Here is a 15073-nt window from a genome sequence, read left to right on the forward strand (position 1 = left end):
GGCCCTATGTTTAACGCATCCGTTAATTAACGAGGTGGTTAAGCAGTGGCCGAGGACCGACTCAGCGTCATCTTCGCGGCGCTGGCCGACCCGACCCGCCGGGGGATCCTCGCCCGGCTCGCGGAGGGGGACGCCACCGTCTCGGAGCTCGCCGAGCCGTTCGCGATCAGCCTGCCGGCGATCTCCCGGCACCTGAAGGTGCTGGAGCACGCCGGGCTGATCACCCGGAGCCGGAGCGCGCAGTGGCGGTCCAGCAGCCTCAACCCCGAGCCGCTGCGCGAGGCGACGGCCTGGATGGAGCGCTACCGGCAGTTCTGGGACGCCAACTTCGACCGGCTCGACGCGCACCTCAGGCGGATCCAGGCGCAGACCGAACGGAACGAACCATGAGAGAGGACAGCAGCATGACCGACACGCAGGCGACCCAGGAACTCGTCATGACCCGGGTCTTCGACGCCCCGCGGGAGCTGGTCTGGCGCGCGTTCACCGACCCGGACCAGTTCGCCGAGTGGTTCGCCCCGGTCGGCTGGTCCGTGCCGCGAAACACCGTCGACATGGACGTCCGGGTCGGCGGCCACCAGCGCTTCGTGATGGTCAACGACGAGGACCCGGCGATGACCTCGCCGGCCGACGGCACCTTCAGCGAGGTCGTAAAGCACGAGCTGCTGGTGGGCTACGAGGAGGCGCACGGCGTGCCGGGCGTGCCGGACGGCACCCGGTTCACGCTGCGGCTGGAGTTCCACACCGAGCCCGGCGACCGGACCCGGCTGGTGCTGCGCCAGGGCCCGTTCGCGCCGGAGATGCGGTCCGGCGCCGAGCAGGGCTGGGGCAGCTCCTTCACCAAGCTGGACGCGCTGCTCGCCCGCTGAGGGCGGACACACGAAACCGGCCGGGCCGGCCCCGCTGTCGCGGAGCCGGCCCGCGGGCACTGGGATGCGAGCCGATTGCCAGTGCCGGTGCGCAATTGACGCAGATTCCGGCCATTATGCCCAGAATTAACCTTACGATGAGATCTCTTCGTGGAGGTGAAGGGCCATGCCGACGTATATCGCGCTGCTGAACTGGACCGATCAAGGGATCCGGGCCTACAGGGACACCCCGAAGCGCGCCGATGCCTTCGCCGCAGCGACCCAGAAGGTCGGGGCGAAGCTCGTGAACCTTCACTGGACCGTCGGTCCGTACGACCTCGTGGCCGTCGTCGAGGCGCCCGACGAGGAGACCGCCGCTGCGGCGCTCCTGCAGCTCGGCGGGGCGGGCAACGTCCGTACCACGACCCTGCGGGCCTTCAGTCAAGACGAGATGGCCGGCATCATCGCCAAAACTGCTGGCTGAGGCCTTCCACCCCGGCCAGGATGGCGGCCGCCCGGCAGACCGAGCACGACGGGCCATCGATCGCTCGTACGCGGCGACCGACGGCCCGTCGGATGTTCCCAGGTGGTGACCAGGGGGCGCGCGGGGCGATGATCCCTGGTCAGAGGGTTGTCAGCTCAGCAGTCGAAGTACATGGCGAACTCTACTCACGCATTTGCGTGCGTTGACTGGCGTTGATTAAGCCTCCTGACCTGGGGAAACACCCCGACCGTCCGTTGGCAAGCGTTGACCGTTTGCGGACAACCTGCGGACTGACGGCGGACCGCCCCAAGTAGACGGGCCCGGCAGGTGCTGGAACACCTGTTGCCCGGGCCCTTGATCGCCGCAGGAGGCGACCCAATGGAACACCCTACTGACCCTGCCCAGGTGCAGCACCCCACCTGGTGCATCCGAGGTGCCCTCTGCACCGCTGAGGGCATCCACCACTCCCGGCCGTTGCCCGCAGTCACCGACGGCGCTGAGGACCTGATCCGGCTCTGGCTGGAGAAGGCGTGGGACCTCGCCCAGGTCTCCATCGTCATGGAGGTGACCGTCCAGGGCGAGGTCACCTACACCTACATGCAGGCCGGGCAGGCTCGGATCCTGCGGCACCAGCTCGGCCGGCTGCTCAACCTGTCCAAGGGCGGTGCCCGGTGAGCCGGCCGGACCGTTGGTGGCGGCCGGCCACCCGCCGCCGCCCACCGATCCGGGTGAGGCAGCGGCGGACGTACACCGAGCAGGAGGTCAACGACACGTTCGACCGCGGCTACCGGTACGGCGAGGCGAACGCCCGGGAAGACGACGGCATCGACAAGGCGCTCAACGTGGCGATGGACGCGGGGGTGCTCCAGGGCCGCAAGCAGGGCGAGCGGGACACCTACCTCGAACTCGGCCGGCTGCTCGACGACCCGGACGAGTTGATCGCGCAGGTCGGCGGCCGGTACCTCGCCGAGCGGGCCGATCTGTTCCTGCTGGTGGAGTCGGCGCGGGAGAACTCCCCGTACGAGTTCCACCAGCTCGAAGACGCCATCAAGGAAGGCGACGAGGCGGTCGCGGCACTGGCGCGGCGGTGGGGCGTTACGGATGACCTACTCGACGTGGCGGACGCGGCCGGCGTGACCCCGTTGGCCGACGTCGCCCCGGGCGAGCTGGTCGCCGACCTCGAGGCCTGGCTTCGGGCCGGCGGCGAATGACGGTGCGGCGTGGGGATCGGCTGGTCTGGGAGCACCCCGACTGGCCGGTCCCGCTCTACATCGCAGTGACCCGGGTGGCCCGCGATGGCACCTGGTGCGACATTGACGTGCGCATGTTGACGTCGCAGTGGTCGCGGCGGACACCCCTGCCGTTGCCGAGTCGATGCCGCCCCGACAACTCGACCGGCGAGTGACGGTCGGAAGGGGGGGTCTTTTTCGGGGCGTCCCGAAAATGATGGAGCGGCGACCGGAAGAACTCTTCCGGTCGCCGCTCTTTCACTTCGGCCGCGGGCCGGCTGGGCCGGTCGGTGCCGGTGGGCCACCCGGGCGGGGCTGACCGGGCATCAGCCGTCGCCTCTGAGTAGCAGCGTCGCGTAGTTGCCGGTGCGGTCGTCCAGGCGCAGCGTCGCCCGCGACAGGTCCCGGCGTAGCCCTCGGATCTCCTCGACCAGCGGATCTACGCCCCTGCCTGGCGCGCCGGCTGGTGCGGCGAGCGCGGGCGCCTGGGCCTGGCCGCGAACCGCGGCGCGTAGCTGCTGGAAACCTTGCGGGCCGCCGAGCGCGTCCACTTCCCGGCTGGTCATGACACCCTCGCCGGGGGCGAGCAGTCGCCATTCCGAGTCGACACCCTTCGGGCCCGGCCCGGTGACGATGCCGCCCTCGGCCATGCCGCTGGAGTAGCCCTCCCCGGTGTGGTAGCCACCGCCGTAGCTGAGCGTGCCCTGCGCCTTGACGGAGATGCGGGCGTGCATGTTGTTGATCCGGGCGACCAGGCTGCGCGCCGACTCCATCGCCGGCCCCGTGTTCGCGGTGACCGTCACCTTCCGGTCGCGGATCTGCAGCAGCTGGTTGGCGAGGTCGTTTGCGGCCGACTCTGACAGGCCCATTCCGCGGGCCAGTGCGATGAACTGCGCCCGGCCACGGTCGGCGGCAGCGTTGGCCATCTCCTGCGACCCGGTCTGCTCCATGATCTTCTTGTAGGCGTTGTTCGCCTCGCTGGCGATCTTGTCGAGGGCGGCGGCGTTCGCCCGGCCCTTCGCCGAGTTGATGTCGAGCGCGGCGCCGTGGTCGATCGCGGTCTTGCCGTTCTCCTTCACCGCAGCCGTCGCGTCGTCGATCGCGGCTTCGAGGTCGCGTTGCGCCTGACGGGCGGACAGGTTGTTGCCGGTCATCTTGTCCATCTCGCCGCGCCATGTCTCCAGCGCGCTGACTGCGTCGATGGTCTTGACCTTGGTGTCGCCGAACCCGTCGGCGAGTTTCCGCAGCTCGTCGGCGAGCCCGTTGCTGGACTGCTGCGCGAGTGCCTGCTCTGCGGCCAGCCGGCCCAGCTCGGCCGCGTCTCCGCGCAGGAACGCGCTGATCTTCTCCATCCAGCCGTAGGCGGCGGTCAACCCCACCACGGTGGTGGCCAGCGACCGGATGCCGTAGTCGAAGACACCCCACAAGGTCAGTAGGGCGTGGGCGCTTTCCGACGAGTGCTCGGACAGCTTCTCGAACACGTCACCGACCGTGTCCCCGGCCTGCTCGGCGATGGTGCCGATGGCGTCGAGGACGGGCCCGGCCCGCTCGGCGGCGGTCGCGAAGCCCTCCACCGCCCGCTCTGCCCCCGACATGGCGGACTCGACCAGGCCGGGCATCTTCGGCGACAGGGCGGAGAACGCCCGCTCCAGATCCCCGCCGATGTCGTCGATGTGAGAGCGGACCACACCCAGGGACTCGACCGTCGCCGGCACGAACGACACGGCCGCCTCTTGCAGCGCTTCCGTGAACGTCTCGCCGGTCTGCTTCGCCGCGGCTTGCACCTGCGGATGCTTCGCCGCGATCGCGATACCGCCGACGATGCCGCCGGCGCCGGCCGCGCCGACCACCGCACCGGAGATCACCGCACCGAGTGCGGGTGCCGCGGCGGCGCCGGCGGCGACCACACCAGCGCCGATCGCGACCTGCGCCTGCGGCGGCAGCGACCCGAACACGTTGGACAGGGCGGCACTGATCGGCCCACCCGCCCGCGACAGTCCGGCCGCCAAACCGGCGGCGATCCGGCCGCCGAACCGCATCGACTCTTCGTGGGACTCGCTGTCGTCGGGCAGGAGATCCTTGACCCGGATCAGCTTCCGAAGCTCACCCTGCTGCTTGCGGAGATCCTTGAAGAGTTCCTTGTTGCCGGTGGCGTCTATCTCGGCGGCGAGCCGGCGGACGTTGCCCTCAACCTGGCCGATCTCGGCGGCGAGGCCGCGGTACTGCTCGCTGGTGGTCTGGGTCTTGTCGCCGCTGGCCTTGACCTTGTCGCCGAGGTCGTCGATCTGGTCGCCGGCCTTGGCCGACGCCTTCGCGGCGTCGTCGATCTGGTCGGCGGCCCTCGCGGCAGCGTCCCCGACCTCGCGGAACGCCTTGCTGCCGCCGGCGTCACGGCCGACGACGTCGAACTCGACGCGTTCCCTGGCGACCATCAGTCACCGGCCGGGGTCAGGTCGGCGAGCTGGAGGTCTACCGCCCAGCCGCGCAGGAAGGCACGGAACGCGTCCAGGCTCCCGCTGTGCTGCTGGCCGATCCCGACAACAACCCGGGACAGCCCCAGGATCACCGCCTGGTCGCCGTGCTGGTCGACCAGCTGGACCACGCGCTGCCCGTCGCCGTCGAGCACGGCGTCGAGCACGTCCAGAGCGGCCAGCGTCGACTTCCGATCCTCACCGTTCATTGCCACTCCCTCAGACGAGTTGTGGGGCGGACGGAGCGGCCCCGGGACCGTAGACCGGGGCCGCGTCCGCCGTGGGGCGCTGGCGGCGTCTCCGCGAGGCTGAGGCGCCCGCTCTGCCGCCATCGATCCCCGGCCGCGGCATGACACTCACGAGCACGGCCGGGGTGACGTTGACGCCCAGGACTAGAACGTCGGCGTGACCAGGCCAGTGCCGGAGATGACGCTGATGGCCTTCGGGTACCGCTCGAAGGCGGTGGCCAGGTAGTTGTAGACGCGCAGCAGGATCGACAGCTGGGCCGCGAGAGGCTCGCGGAACGCCTCGGCCCGCGGGGTGCCCTCGTAGAGGATGTGGTCGCCCCGGCGCATCACGATGATCCGGTCCTCATTGGTGCCGGCCCCAAGATTCACCGGGATGTTGGCATCGGTGTAGACCGGCAGGCCCATCAGGGAGCCGACCAGGCCGGTGGCCGGGTCCGGCGACGACGATGCGATCGCGATCGCGTTCTGCGGCCCGTTGGCGCCCGGCACGACCAGCGGCCGGTTCGCGGTGTCCGCGGCGGCCATGAACCACGCCCACCGGCGCGGGTGCATCACGATGGCGTCGGCGGCCAGGAACCGACCGGTGGCGATCTGCTGGATAGCGTCCGCCAGCTTCGGGTAGAGCGTCGCCACGGTCGGGGTGCCGCTGGTGAACGTGACGGGGTTGATGCCGGAGACGTTGAGCAGTCCCCGCTTGTTGGCCACGTTGTTGTTGATGACGAAGATGTCCGTCTTCACGGCCAGGTCGGCGAGCAGGTCCCGCAGCAGGATGTCGTCCATGTTCACCGGCGACTGCTCGACGAGCTGCACCGAGATGACCTGCTGACCGGCGACGGTCGCGACGTTGCTCGTCACGGTCGCCGTGGTCGCGTCGGTGTTCTGCACCGCGGTGTTCTGGGTGGCCTGCTCCGCCACGGCGGTGCCGGTGGCCACCTTCGGGAGGTTGATGGTGTCCGTCCCGGCCGGCAGCGGCACGTTGCGGACCAGGTTCGCGGTGACGCGCCCTGCCCTTGCCAGCTCGGCCATCTCGCTCATCAGCCACAGCGGCGGCACGAAGTCACCGCCCGCGCCGTCGGTGGTGGTCAGGGCGCGCTGGCTCAGCTCGCCGGCCACCACGCGGTTGTTCTGCCGCAGCCTGTTGCCGGCCTCGGAGTCGGCACGCAGCGAAACGCCGATCATGTCGCGGATCCACGACGGCCCGTGCGGGTCGTCCTGGCGGTAGACGTGGCTGGCGCTGACGCGGGCGCCGCCGGCCGCGCGGCGGCCGGTCGGGTGAACCTGGGTGGCCTGCTCGGCGACGCGCTCCTCTTCGGCCTGCTCGGCGGTCAGCGCGGTCAGCGCGTCCTCGGCGGCTTGCAGGTCGCGGCGGGCCTGGTCGCGGGCGCTCGCGGCCCGCTCGACCATGTCCTCGGTCAGGTCCGGCGCGGAACGCAGCGCGGTCAGTTCGGCCTCACGCCGCGTCAGAGCGTCGCGGGCCTCGTCTCGGCAGCGGATCGCCGCGCCGATCATCTGGGGAATCGTGGTGGCCATGGTGGCCCCTCCGTTGGTCGCTGGTGGTAGGTGAAGTGCGCCTACTCATCCAGTCGGCCGTCCGAGGCACCTGGCGCCGGTCCGGATCTCGAGCGTTCGAGAGGCTGACCCCCGCTCAGGCGGCCGGCGGACCGGGCTCGCGCGAGCTGGGGGTAGCTGCCATCGATCATACGTCCCCGGGCGACACATCCAGCAGCATGGCCGCGCCCACAGCGGCATCTACCTCGCCCGCCAGGGCCTGCCACAGCCGCGCCACCGGAGTATCCGCCACCGTGTCCGGGTGGGTCTGCTGACGCAGCCAGTACGCCAGCGCGGACAGATCACGAGCCGGCTGGAACAGCCAGCCAGCCAGCAGCCGCGCCAGCACCGGATCGGGACCGTCGTGCCCCGCCCGGGCCGGGTCGTCCAGCAGGTCGGCCAGGGCGCGCCGCACGGCGGTCAGCCAGCCGTCGCCCCGCGGCTCACGCAGATACGCAGTCACCGCGGCAACCGCATCCGGGCCAGCCTGGTCGACCGCACGGGCCAGTTCAGGAGTCATCTCGGTCAGTACCTCTCGATAGGTCAGCCGTGACGTCACGCGCGTCACGGCGTTACGGCACTCTCCCCAGCAGACGCGGCTTGACCTGCGAAAACTCGCCGCCGCCGCTGTCACGAACTGTCCAGATCTGTCACGGGGAGAAATCGTCACAGGAACGTGCGGTGACCGTGAGGCCGGATCCTAAAAGATCATCTTGTGTTGTCGGGTTCGTCGAGCAGGTGCGCGGGGAAGCCGGCGGCGAGCAGCCGCTGCCTCGCGACCTGCTCGCCGAGCGGCGAGTCGCGCATGAGTGCGCGGACCATGGCGGCGTTGACCACCTGCGTCGGCTGGCCATCCACGATGGCCACGTCCCAATCGGGTAGCTGGGTCATGCTGCGTCTCCCTGCGTCGTGGGTGGTTCCTCGCCGAACCGCTCGCGGTAGAGGTCGGCTAGGACGGCGTAGCCGGCTTGCTCGATCTCGACCCGGGCGGTCAGCTCGTGCTCGAAGCGGATGAGGTCGGCGCGGGTCCAGCCGAGTACCTGCTCGCGGGTGTATCCGAACTCGGCGGCGGTCGCGATGATCTGTTCGGCGGCCTGGTCGAGGCTCACGCTGCGTCTCCCTGGTTGGTCGAAGGGTGCGAAGGGAGCGAAGAGAGCAGGGACACGGAGTCCGCACCCTTCGCGCTGTTCGCGCTCCCTTCGGTGGGCAGTCGGGCCACAGTCGGGTCAGTCAGTTCAGGGTTTGAATCCTTGGCCCGACTGACCCGACTGTGGTCTGACTGAGGGGCGAGGTCGGGATCGATGCGCCAGAGGGTGCCACCGCCGAAGCCCTGCCGGGGCGAGGGGACGACGCCGGCCCGCTTGCGGGCGCGCTTGACGGTGGACTCGGAGAAGCCGTCCGCCTTGGCGGCCTTCATGATGTCGGCGCGGGCCGCCTCACCGCCCTGGCTGATGACGTAGCCGCGGAGCCAGTCCGCGGCCTCGTCGCGCTCGGCCTTGTCCTCCGTGTCTCCGGTGTCGCTGAGGACGTCGCCGACGCTGCGGTCGGATTCGCCGAGCCACACCAGCCGGCCGACGTGCGCCGGGCCGCGTCGGGTCGGCACGGCGGTGTCCTCGATGTCGTAGAGCAGCGACGGCAGGTCGAGCTTGCCGAGCGAGTTCTTGGTCTGCGTCATCACTCGGATGCCGTTCTCGCGGTCGACGGCGAAGCCGAACACCGACCGGGGCACGTTCTTGAACGCCCCAGAGCCGGTGATCAGTGAGGACGGGTCGGTGCCGCTGCCCTTGTTGAAGTGGGCGATACCCAGCACGACGCAGCGGGCCCGGTCGGCGAGCCGGGCGAGCGGGTCGAGGGCGGTCCGTACGTCCCGCTCCCGGTGGGTGTCGATCTTCGCGCCGATCGTCGACATGAGCGGGTCGAGCACCAGCAGCCCGGCGCGCAGCCGGCGGAGCTCGGCCTCGAGGCGGACGTTGTCCAGCGGCAGGGACAGCGTGGTGTCGAGCGCGTCGTCCTGGTAGACCTCGCACCGGTACACCATCGACAGGTCAGCGCCGGCCGCGATCAGCCGCGGCACGAGGGTGTGCTTCCACGAGTCCTCTACCGCCGCGTAGATCACGGGCCGGGGCTGGCCGTGGAGCTGACCGGGCAGGGTGCCGCGGGTGATCTGCGCGGCCAGCCAGATCCCGAAGGACGACTTGCCGGTGCCCTCCCGGCCGGCAGCCACGGAGAGCGACCCGGACGGGATGCGGCCCTCGCTGTTGTCCTCCCACGCCCACACCACCGGCTCCGGCTCGATCTCCGACGCGGCGGTCAGCACCAGGCGACGAGCCGGCACGTCCGCGGCCCTGTCACCACGCGGTTCATCTGAACCGCGTGGTGGCGGGCAGCGGCAGTAGTCCGGCAGCAGCTCCTGGCACACCGGGCAGAACTCGACGCCCGTCATGCGGCCAGCTCCCGCTCGGCCAGTCCGAGGCACATGCCGCCGGCGGCGTACGGCTCGGGTGCGCGTTCGCGGCTGATCCCGAGCAGGTCGTCGAGTTTGGCGGCGATACGGCGGCGGGCGATGACCGGGTCACCGTTGCGGCGAAGCACCACGATGTCGGCCCGGTCGGTTACGCTGGTCGGGACGTGCTCGCCGGCCGTCTTGGCGCCCGCCCCGGAGTTACCAGCCGCGGGGCGGGCGTTCTGCATCTGCGACATGTCAGGCCGCCGCCTCTGCCTGCTCGTCGCCGGCCAGCCACGCCGCGACGACGCTCTCCGGGTAGAGCACCCGCCTGCCTCTCTTCACGCCCCTCGGGCCCTTACCGACGTGCCGCCAGTAGCGGACCGTGCTCGGCGCGGTCCGGGCCATCGCGGCGACTTCCTCGGTGGTGAGGTACTTCTCCACGTCCGACGCTCCCCTGCTCGACTGTCGGGTAAGTGGCGACACTTACCCGTTGATCGTGACTGTAGGCGTTGGGAACGTGCGAGTAAAGCTTGCTACTTACTCGGAACGGCGCTAACTTACGCACATGCAGATATCTGTCGGGTGGGGCGGCTGGGCCCAGGTGATCCCGGACGGCGGCCAGGCCGACGAGGTCGAGCTACCCGCCGTCTCCTACGTCCGGTTCGCCGAAGTCCCGTCCGGGCACTGGCGGGCCGTCGAGGTGTACCTCGACGGTCGCGGAGAGCAGGTGCGGGCCGAGGCACTGCGCCGGTACCCGTTGACCTTCATCGAGACTGCGGTGACCACCGATCCCGGGATGCTGGAAACCCTCCAGTCTTGGGCCAGGCACGCCGGGCCAGACCTGACCCGGCTCGCGTCGCACTTCGACACCGCGTTCTGGCGCGACCGTGACACGCACTGGGTGGCCCGGAGCTGGCGCGCGCAGATCAAGGACTCGGGTGAGCCGCAGGCGCCGATGGGGAAGCTGCGCAGTCCGGCACCGCGCACCCCGGAGGAGATGCAGCTACCGGAGCCGAGCGAGGGCCTGACGCCCGAATTTCTCGGCCGGGTGGCGGCTGCGTACCGGGAGGCCATCCACGTGGACGCCAAGGCGCCGGCCCGGGTGCTCAGCCAGGTCAACCCGCAGGTCTCCTACCGCACCATCCACCGCTGGATCTACGAGGCCCGCCGCAGGGGCGTCCTTCCCCGCGGCTCACAGGGCCGGGTCGGGTAGGAGGGCGACGGTGGCCAGCATCAAGAAGCGCCCCGATGGGAAGTACCGGGCCCGGTACCGCGACGAGGCCGGCAGGGAGCACGCCCGCCACTTCGACCGGAAGGTCGACGGCCAGAAGTGGCTCGACCAGCAGACCGCGGCGCTAGTCAGCGGCACGCACGTTGACCCAAAGACGGCGAAGACGACGGTCGCCGCCTGGTGCGCGACGTGGCTCGACGGGTACGGCACGCGGCGTGCGTCGACTGTCCGGCAGGCCAAGGTGCACGTGGCACAGATCGTCGCGGAGTTCGGCCCGCTGCGCCTGAGCGCGGTTCGGCCGTCCCACGTGAAGGCGTGGACGACCAAGCTGCGCGAGTCCGGGCTGGCCGCCTCCTACGTCTACGCGCTCTATCGGCGCCTGGCGCAGATCTTCGCCGACGCCGTCCACGATGGGATCGTGCCGCGGTCGCCGTGCTCGCGGCGCACCTCGCCGGGCCAAGCGAAGCAGCGGCCGTACGTCGCCACCACCGAACAGGTCTGGGGCCTCTATGACGCGATGCCGGCCCGGCAGAGGGCGTCCATCCTGCTCGGCGCGTTCGCCGGGCTGCGGACCGCCGAGGCGTGCGGGTTGCGCGTGGCTGATGTCGACTTCATGCGCGGCATGATCGCCCCGGCGGTGCAGTACCCGGCGCTGCCGTTGAAGACCGAGGCGTCCCAGACCCCGATCCCGATCTCACGCACGCTCGCGGTCGAGCTGTCGGCGCACGTGGCGCAGTGGCGGGCCGACACGATCCTCACCGCCGACGATGGTGTCCAGTTCGGCCCGTGGATGTTGGAGCGGGCCATACGTGACGCCCGGCAGCGAGTGCCTGGCCTGCCGGATGGTTTCCGGTTCCATGATCTCAGGCACTACTTCGCGTCGCTGCTGATCGAATCGGGCGCCAGCGTCAAGGTTGTGCAGGCGCGGCTACGGCACGGCTCGGCGAAGACGACGCTCGACACGTACGGACACATGTTCCCCGACAGCGACGAAGCCACCAGGTCCGCGGTGGACGCGGTCCTGGTGGCTCGTGCGGACTCCCTGCGGACTAGGGAGGTGATCGCCTGACGTAGACGCAGGTCAGCGCTTGATCACTGCTAGCAGTCGAAGTACATGGCGAACTCGTGCGGGGTCGGGCGCAGGCGCACCGGGTCGACCTCGTTGGCCCGCTTCCACGACACCCAGGTGGAGATCAGGTCCGGCGTGAAGACGCCGCCGTCGAGCAGGTAGTCCTGGTCGGCCTCGAGCGCGTCGAGCACCTCCGGCAGCGAGCCCGGCACCTGCTTGACGTCGCCCCACTCCTCCGGCGGCAGGTCGTACAGGTCCTTGTCGATCGGCGCCGGCGGCTCGATCTTGTTCTTGATGCCGTCCAGGCCGGCCATCATCATGGCCGAGAAGGCGAGGTACGGGTTGCTGGACGGGTCCGGCACCCGGAACTCGACCCGCTTGGCCTTCGGGTTGTTGCCGGTGACCGGGATGCGGGTGCAGGCGGACCGGTTGCGCTGCGAGTAGACCAGGTTGACCGGCGCCTCGAAGCCCGGCACCAGCCGGCGGTAGGAGTTGACCGTCGGGTTGGTGAAGGCCAGCAGCGACGGCGCGTGGTGCAGCAGGCCGCCGATGTACCAGCGGGCGTTGTCGGACAGGCCGGCGTAGCCGGTCTCGTCGTAGAACAGCGGTTCGCCGTTCAGCCACAGGCTCTGGTGGGTGTGCATGCCGGAGCCGTTGTCGCCGAAGAGCGGCTTCGGCATGAAGGTGGCGGTCTTGCCGTTCGCCCAGGCCTCGTTCTTCACGATGTACTTGAAGAGCTGGAGCTGGTCGGCCGAGTGCAGCAGGGTGGAGAACTTGTAGTTGATCTCCGACTGGCCGGCGGTGCCAACCTCGTGGTGCGAACGCTCCACGGTGAAGCCGGTGTCGACCAGGCGGCGGACGATGCTGTCGCGCAGGTCGGCGTAGTGGTCGACCGGCGGCACCGGGAAGTAGCCGCCCTTGTACGCGGTCTTGTAGCCGCGGTTGCCGCCCTCCTCCTCCCGGCCGGAGTTCCAGGCGCCCTCGATCGAGTCGATGTAGTAGAACGACTGGTGGGCGGAGGTCTCGTGGCGGATCGAGTCGAAGATGTAGAACTCCGCCTCGGCGCCGAAGTAGGCGGTGTCGGCGATGCCGCTCGCCGCGAGGAACGCCTCGGCCTTCTTCGCCACGTTCCGCGGGTCCCGGGAGTACGCCTCGCGGGTGAACGGGTCGTGGATGAAGAAGTTCAGCGCGAGGGTCTTCTGCGCGCGGAACGGGTCGATGAAGGCGGTCGCGACGTCCGGCAGCAGGAGCATGTCCGACTCGTGGATCGCCTGGAAGCCACGGATCGACGAACCGTCGAACGCGAGGCCGTCGGTGAAGAGGCTGTCGTCGACGGACTCGACCGGCAGGTTGAAGTGCTGCATCACGCCGGGCAGGTCACAGAAACGTACGTCGACGAACTTCACGTCCTCGTTCTTGAGGTATCGCAGGAGTTCCTCGGGATTGGCGAACACACGTCCTCCTGGCAGGTCCACTCCGGTGGCTGGCTACCTGACGAAGCTATGGCGGTGGGGTTGCCCGGCCGTGTCTCCTCTGTTTCCGCCGTGTTACGTCCCTCGCGCAGCGTCATCCCGGCCGCTCAGCCGCCGCCGGCTCTCGGTTCGGACGATACCCGCTGCACCGGTCTGCCGCTGATTGATGGCTTTGGTCCCGTTTCCCGCCCCGTGCGGAACCGGCGTACCCGGGCAGTGACCGACACCCCTGCCCGTCGCGGCGCTCCCGGCTCCGGACCGGCCGCTGGCTACCCTGGCCGCTGTGACCGATACCGCCGCCGTGCCGGTGCCGCCCGCCACGGACCCGACCTTCACGCCCCCGAGCCTCGGCCGCCGCTTCGGCGCCCTGGTCATCGACTGGGTGCTCTGCCTGCTGATCGCCAACATCTTCGCCGACCCGGTCCGCGACGGCTGGCCGCCGGTCCTGGTGCTGATCCTGGAGTACGGCTTCTTCCTGGGCCTCTTCGCCCAGACCCCCGGCATGTACGTCACCCGGATCCGCTGCCTGTCCTGGGCCGACGGCGGCCGGATCGGGCTGGTCCGGGCGCTGCTGCGCGGCGTGCTGCTGGCCCTCGTGGTGCCCGCCCTGATCATGGACGGGCACCGGCGCGGCCTGCACGACCGGCTCACCGGGTCGGTCGTCGCCGACGCCCCCCGCGCCGCCCGCCGCTGACCCGGGCCCGCACGATGAAGGAGCCGGCCCCGCGCGGGTCCGGCTCCTTCACGCGTACGTCGGGGGTCAGCGACCCCGGGTCTGGCGGAACGCGCCGCGCGGCGGCCGCATGTTCTTCGGGATCGCGCCCTTGGGCATCTGCGGGCGGGCGGTGAGCGCCTTGAGTCGCTTGTCGAGAGCGTTGACGTCCTTGGGGGCGAGGCTGCGGGGCAGCCGCATCAGCGTCATCCGCAGCTTGCGGATCGGCAGCTCGCCCTCGCCCTGGCCGATCACGTAGTCGTGCAGCGGGGCGGAACCGATCACCTTGGCCAGCCGGCGCTTCTCCTGGCCGAGCAGGCCGCGCACCCGCTGGGGGTTCCCCTCGGCCAGCAGGATCACGCCCGGCCGGCCGATCACCAGGTGCACCATGTCCATCTGAGTGGTGGAGCTGACGGCCGGCGTGACGCGCCAGTCGCCGCGCATGCTCTCCATGATCTGGGCCGCCGCGCCTGGCTGCCCCTCGGCGGCGTTCATCATCGCCTTGTTGGACCGCAGGTTGAGCACGACCAGCACCGCGAGCAGGATGAACAGGATGCCGATCGGCAGCCAGATCCAACCCCAGAGGAGCACCGCGACCACGGTGAGCGCGAGCGGGATCAGCACCGCCGCCGCGGTCAGCGGCGCGAACCACCGGTCCTGCTTGGCGGTGAACTGGAACACCATCCCGATCTGCTTCAGCCGCTGGCCGAACGAGACCTTCTCCTGGGGATTTGCCATGCCGCAGAGTCTAGTGGTCGCCGCGCAGCCGGTTGATCCGTGGCCGCCCCTCCGCCGCGACTGAGTACCTTACGTCGCCGCCGGGCCGCTGAGACCCCGGAGTAAGGAGGGGGAGCGGCCGAAGATCAGGCAGCACACCCATGCCCCGGGGGCACCTTCGCGCGGAAAGTCGGTGTCGACAGCGAAACACCGCACGACAGGAGAACCGAGATGTTCGGCAACGACGCAGACCTGCTCCTCAGCATCCACCGCAGCCACGCCTCCGAGCTTCAGGCCGACGCGGCCCGCGACCGGCTCGCCCGGTCCCTGCCCCGCCGCCACCCGCGGAGCTGGCTGAGCCGCCGGCAGCACACCGCCCGCGCCACCGACGCCCGCCGGTGACCGCCCCGGCGCTGCCCGCGCACCCGGACGCCGCGCCACCCGCCCCGCACCCGACCGGTCCGACCGGCCAGTCCGGGGCGGGTTTCGCGAACGCCGGGCCGGCCGTCTCCGGCCGGGTTGGTGCGGCCGGGGCGGGTTTCGTGGGCTCCGGGCCGGCCGTCTCCGGCGGGGTTGGTGCGGCCGGGGCGGGTTTCGC

20 protein-coding genes are annotated in these 15073 nt (G+C 70.4%); 9 read left to right on the plus strand and 11 right to left on the minus strand.

Going from position 1 to position 15073, the window contains the following annotated elements; genetic code table 11:
- Nucleotides 1–45: 45 nt before the first annotated feature.
- The 5 genes from IEY96_RS12605 to IEY96_RS12625 all read left to right on the plus strand — a co-directional run bounded on the left by IEY96_RS12605 (nt 46) and on the right by IEY96_RS12625 (nt 2543).
- A complete protein-coding gene (locus IEY96_RS12605; protein ID WP_189195001.1) occupies nt 46–390 on the plus strand; it encodes an ArsR/SmtB family transcription factor in 345 nt (114 codons plus the stop codon).
- Between the two features lie 14 nt (nt 391–404).
- Nucleotides 405–869 (plus strand): SRPBCC family protein, encoded by a 465-nt coding sequence (locus IEY96_RS12610; RefSeq protein ID WP_189195002.1) that lies wholly within the window; start codon nt 405–407, stop codon nt 867–869.
- Between the two features lie 166 nt (nt 870–1035).
- Nucleotides 1036–1332, plus strand: coding sequence for a GYD domain-containing protein (locus tag IEY96_RS12615; RefSeq protein WP_189195003.1), 297 nt, complete (start codon nt 1036–1038; stop codon nt 1330–1332).
- Nucleotides 1333–1737: 405 nt separating this feature from the next.
- The gene (locus IEY96_RS12620; protein ID WP_189195004.1) at nt 1738–2007 is read left to right on the plus strand and encodes a hypothetical protein; all 270 of its coding nucleotides are present in this window, start codon (nt 1738–1740) and stop codon (nt 2005–2007) included.
- On the plus strand, nt 2004–2543 hold the full coding sequence (locus IEY96_RS12625) for a hypothetical protein (protein WP_189195005.1): 540 nt from the start codon (nt 2004–2006) through the stop codon (nt 2541–2543). Before IEY96_RS12620 ends, IEY96_RS12625 begins: the two co-directional genes overlap by 4 nt.
- A gap of 344 nt (nt 2544–2887) precedes the next feature.
- Here the strand turns inward: IEY96_RS12625 and IEY96_RS12630 are convergent, their stop codons facing one another.
- The 9 genes from IEY96_RS12630 to IEY96_RS12670 all read right to left on the minus strand — a co-directional run bounded on the left by IEY96_RS12630 (nt 2888) and on the right by IEY96_RS12670 (nt 9715).
- Nucleotides 2888–4993 carry a hypothetical protein gene (locus IEY96_RS12630; RefSeq protein ID WP_189195006.1) on the minus strand — a complete coding sequence of 702 codons (2106 nt, stop codon included), beginning with the start codon at nt 4991–4993 and terminating at the stop codon, nt 2888–2890.
- Nucleotides 4993–5241 carry a hypothetical protein gene (locus IEY96_RS12635; protein ID WP_189195007.1) on the minus strand — a complete coding sequence of 83 codons (249 nt, stop codon included), beginning with the start codon at nt 5239–5241 and terminating at the stop codon, nt 4993–4995. The genes IEY96_RS12630 and IEY96_RS12635 overlap by 1 nt, the downstream gene beginning before the upstream one ends.
- Nucleotides 5242–5424: 183 nt before the next feature.
- Nucleotides 5425–6810, minus strand: coding sequence for a phage major capsid protein (locus IEY96_RS12640; RefSeq protein ID WP_189195008.1), 1386 nt, complete (start codon nt 6808–6810; stop codon nt 5425–5427).
- Nucleotides 6811–6976: 166 nt separating this feature from the next.
- On the minus strand, nt 6977–7396 hold the full coding sequence (locus IEY96_RS12645; protein WP_189195009.1) for a hypothetical protein: 420 nt from the start codon (nt 7394–7396) through the stop codon (nt 6977–6979).
- Nucleotides 7397–7536: 140 nt separating this feature from the next.
- Entirely contained in the window at nt 7537–7719 is a 183-nt protein-coding gene (locus IEY96_RS12650; protein ID WP_189195010.1) for a hypothetical protein, read from the minus strand.
- Nucleotides 7716–7937: a hypothetical protein gene (locus IEY96_RS12655; protein ID WP_189195011.1), complete on the minus strand. Its 222-nt coding sequence runs from the start codon at nt 7935–7937 to the stop codon at nt 7716–7718. Before IEY96_RS12655 ends, IEY96_RS12650 begins: the two co-directional genes overlap by 4 nt.
- Nucleotides 7934–9271, minus strand: coding sequence for an AAA family ATPase (locus tag IEY96_RS12660; RefSeq protein ID WP_189195012.1), 1338 nt, complete (start codon nt 9269–9271; stop codon nt 7934–7936). Before IEY96_RS12660 ends, IEY96_RS12655 begins: the two co-directional genes overlap by 4 nt.
- Nucleotides 9268–9528: a hypothetical protein gene (locus IEY96_RS12665; RefSeq protein WP_189195013.1), complete on the minus strand. Its 261-nt coding sequence runs from the start codon at nt 9526–9528 to the stop codon at nt 9268–9270. Before IEY96_RS12665 ends, IEY96_RS12660 begins: the two co-directional genes overlap by 4 nt.
- A 1-nt stretch (nt 9529) precedes the next feature.
- Nucleotides 9530–9715, minus strand: a complete 186-nt coding sequence (locus IEY96_RS12670; RefSeq protein ID WP_229791563.1) for a helix-turn-helix transcriptional regulator — start codon at nt 9713–9715, stop codon at nt 9530–9532.
- Nucleotides 9716–9839: 124 nt separating this feature from the next.
- Between IEY96_RS12670 and IEY96_RS12675 the strand changes: the two genes are divergently transcribed.
- On the plus strand, nt 9840–10487 hold the full coding sequence (locus tag IEY96_RS12675; RefSeq protein ID WP_189195014.1) for a hypothetical protein: 648 nt from the start codon (nt 9840–9842) through the stop codon (nt 10485–10487).
- A gap of 10 nt (nt 10488–10497) precedes the next feature.
- Nucleotides 10498–11574, plus strand: coding sequence for a site-specific integrase (locus IEY96_RS12680; RefSeq protein ID WP_189195015.1), 1077 nt, complete (start codon nt 10498–10500; stop codon nt 11572–11574).
- A gap of 29 nt (nt 11575–11603) precedes the next feature.
- Here IEY96_RS12680 and glnA read toward each other — a convergent pair whose 3' ends face one another.
- Nucleotides 11604–13028, minus strand: coding sequence for a type I glutamate--ammonia ligase (gene glnA / locus IEY96_RS12685; protein WP_189195016.1), 1425 nt, complete (start codon nt 13026–13028; stop codon nt 11604–11606).
- 301 nt (nt 13029–13329) lie between these two features.
- Between glnA and IEY96_RS12690 the strand changes: the two genes are divergently transcribed.
- Complete coding sequence (locus IEY96_RS12690) at nt 13330–13740, plus strand: RDD family protein (RefSeq protein ID WP_189195017.1); 411 nt, start codon at nt 13330–13332, stop codon at nt 13738–13740.
- Nucleotides 13741–13806: 66 nt separating this feature from the next.
- Here the strand turns inward: IEY96_RS12690 and IEY96_RS12695 are convergent, their stop codons facing one another.
- Complete coding sequence (locus IEY96_RS12695) at nt 13807–14496, minus strand: DUF4191 domain-containing protein (protein ID WP_189195018.1); 690 nt, start codon at nt 14494–14496, stop codon at nt 13807–13809.
- Nucleotides 14497–14706: 210 nt separating this feature from the next.
- Here IEY96_RS12695 and IEY96_RS12700 point away from each other — a divergent pair, with 210 nt between their 5' ends.
- Nucleotides 14707–14877: a hypothetical protein gene (locus tag IEY96_RS12700; RefSeq protein ID WP_189195019.1), complete on the plus strand. Its 171-nt coding sequence runs from the start codon at nt 14707–14709 to the stop codon at nt 14875–14877.
- Nucleotides 14878–15073: the final 196 nt, after the last annotated feature.

It is taken from the genome of Micromonospora fulviviridis, from assembly GCF_014648395.1.
In the GTDB taxonomy this organism is placed as follows: domain Bacteria; phylum Actinomycetota; class Actinomycetes; order Mycobacteriales; family Micromonosporaceae; genus Micromonospora; species Micromonospora fulviviridis.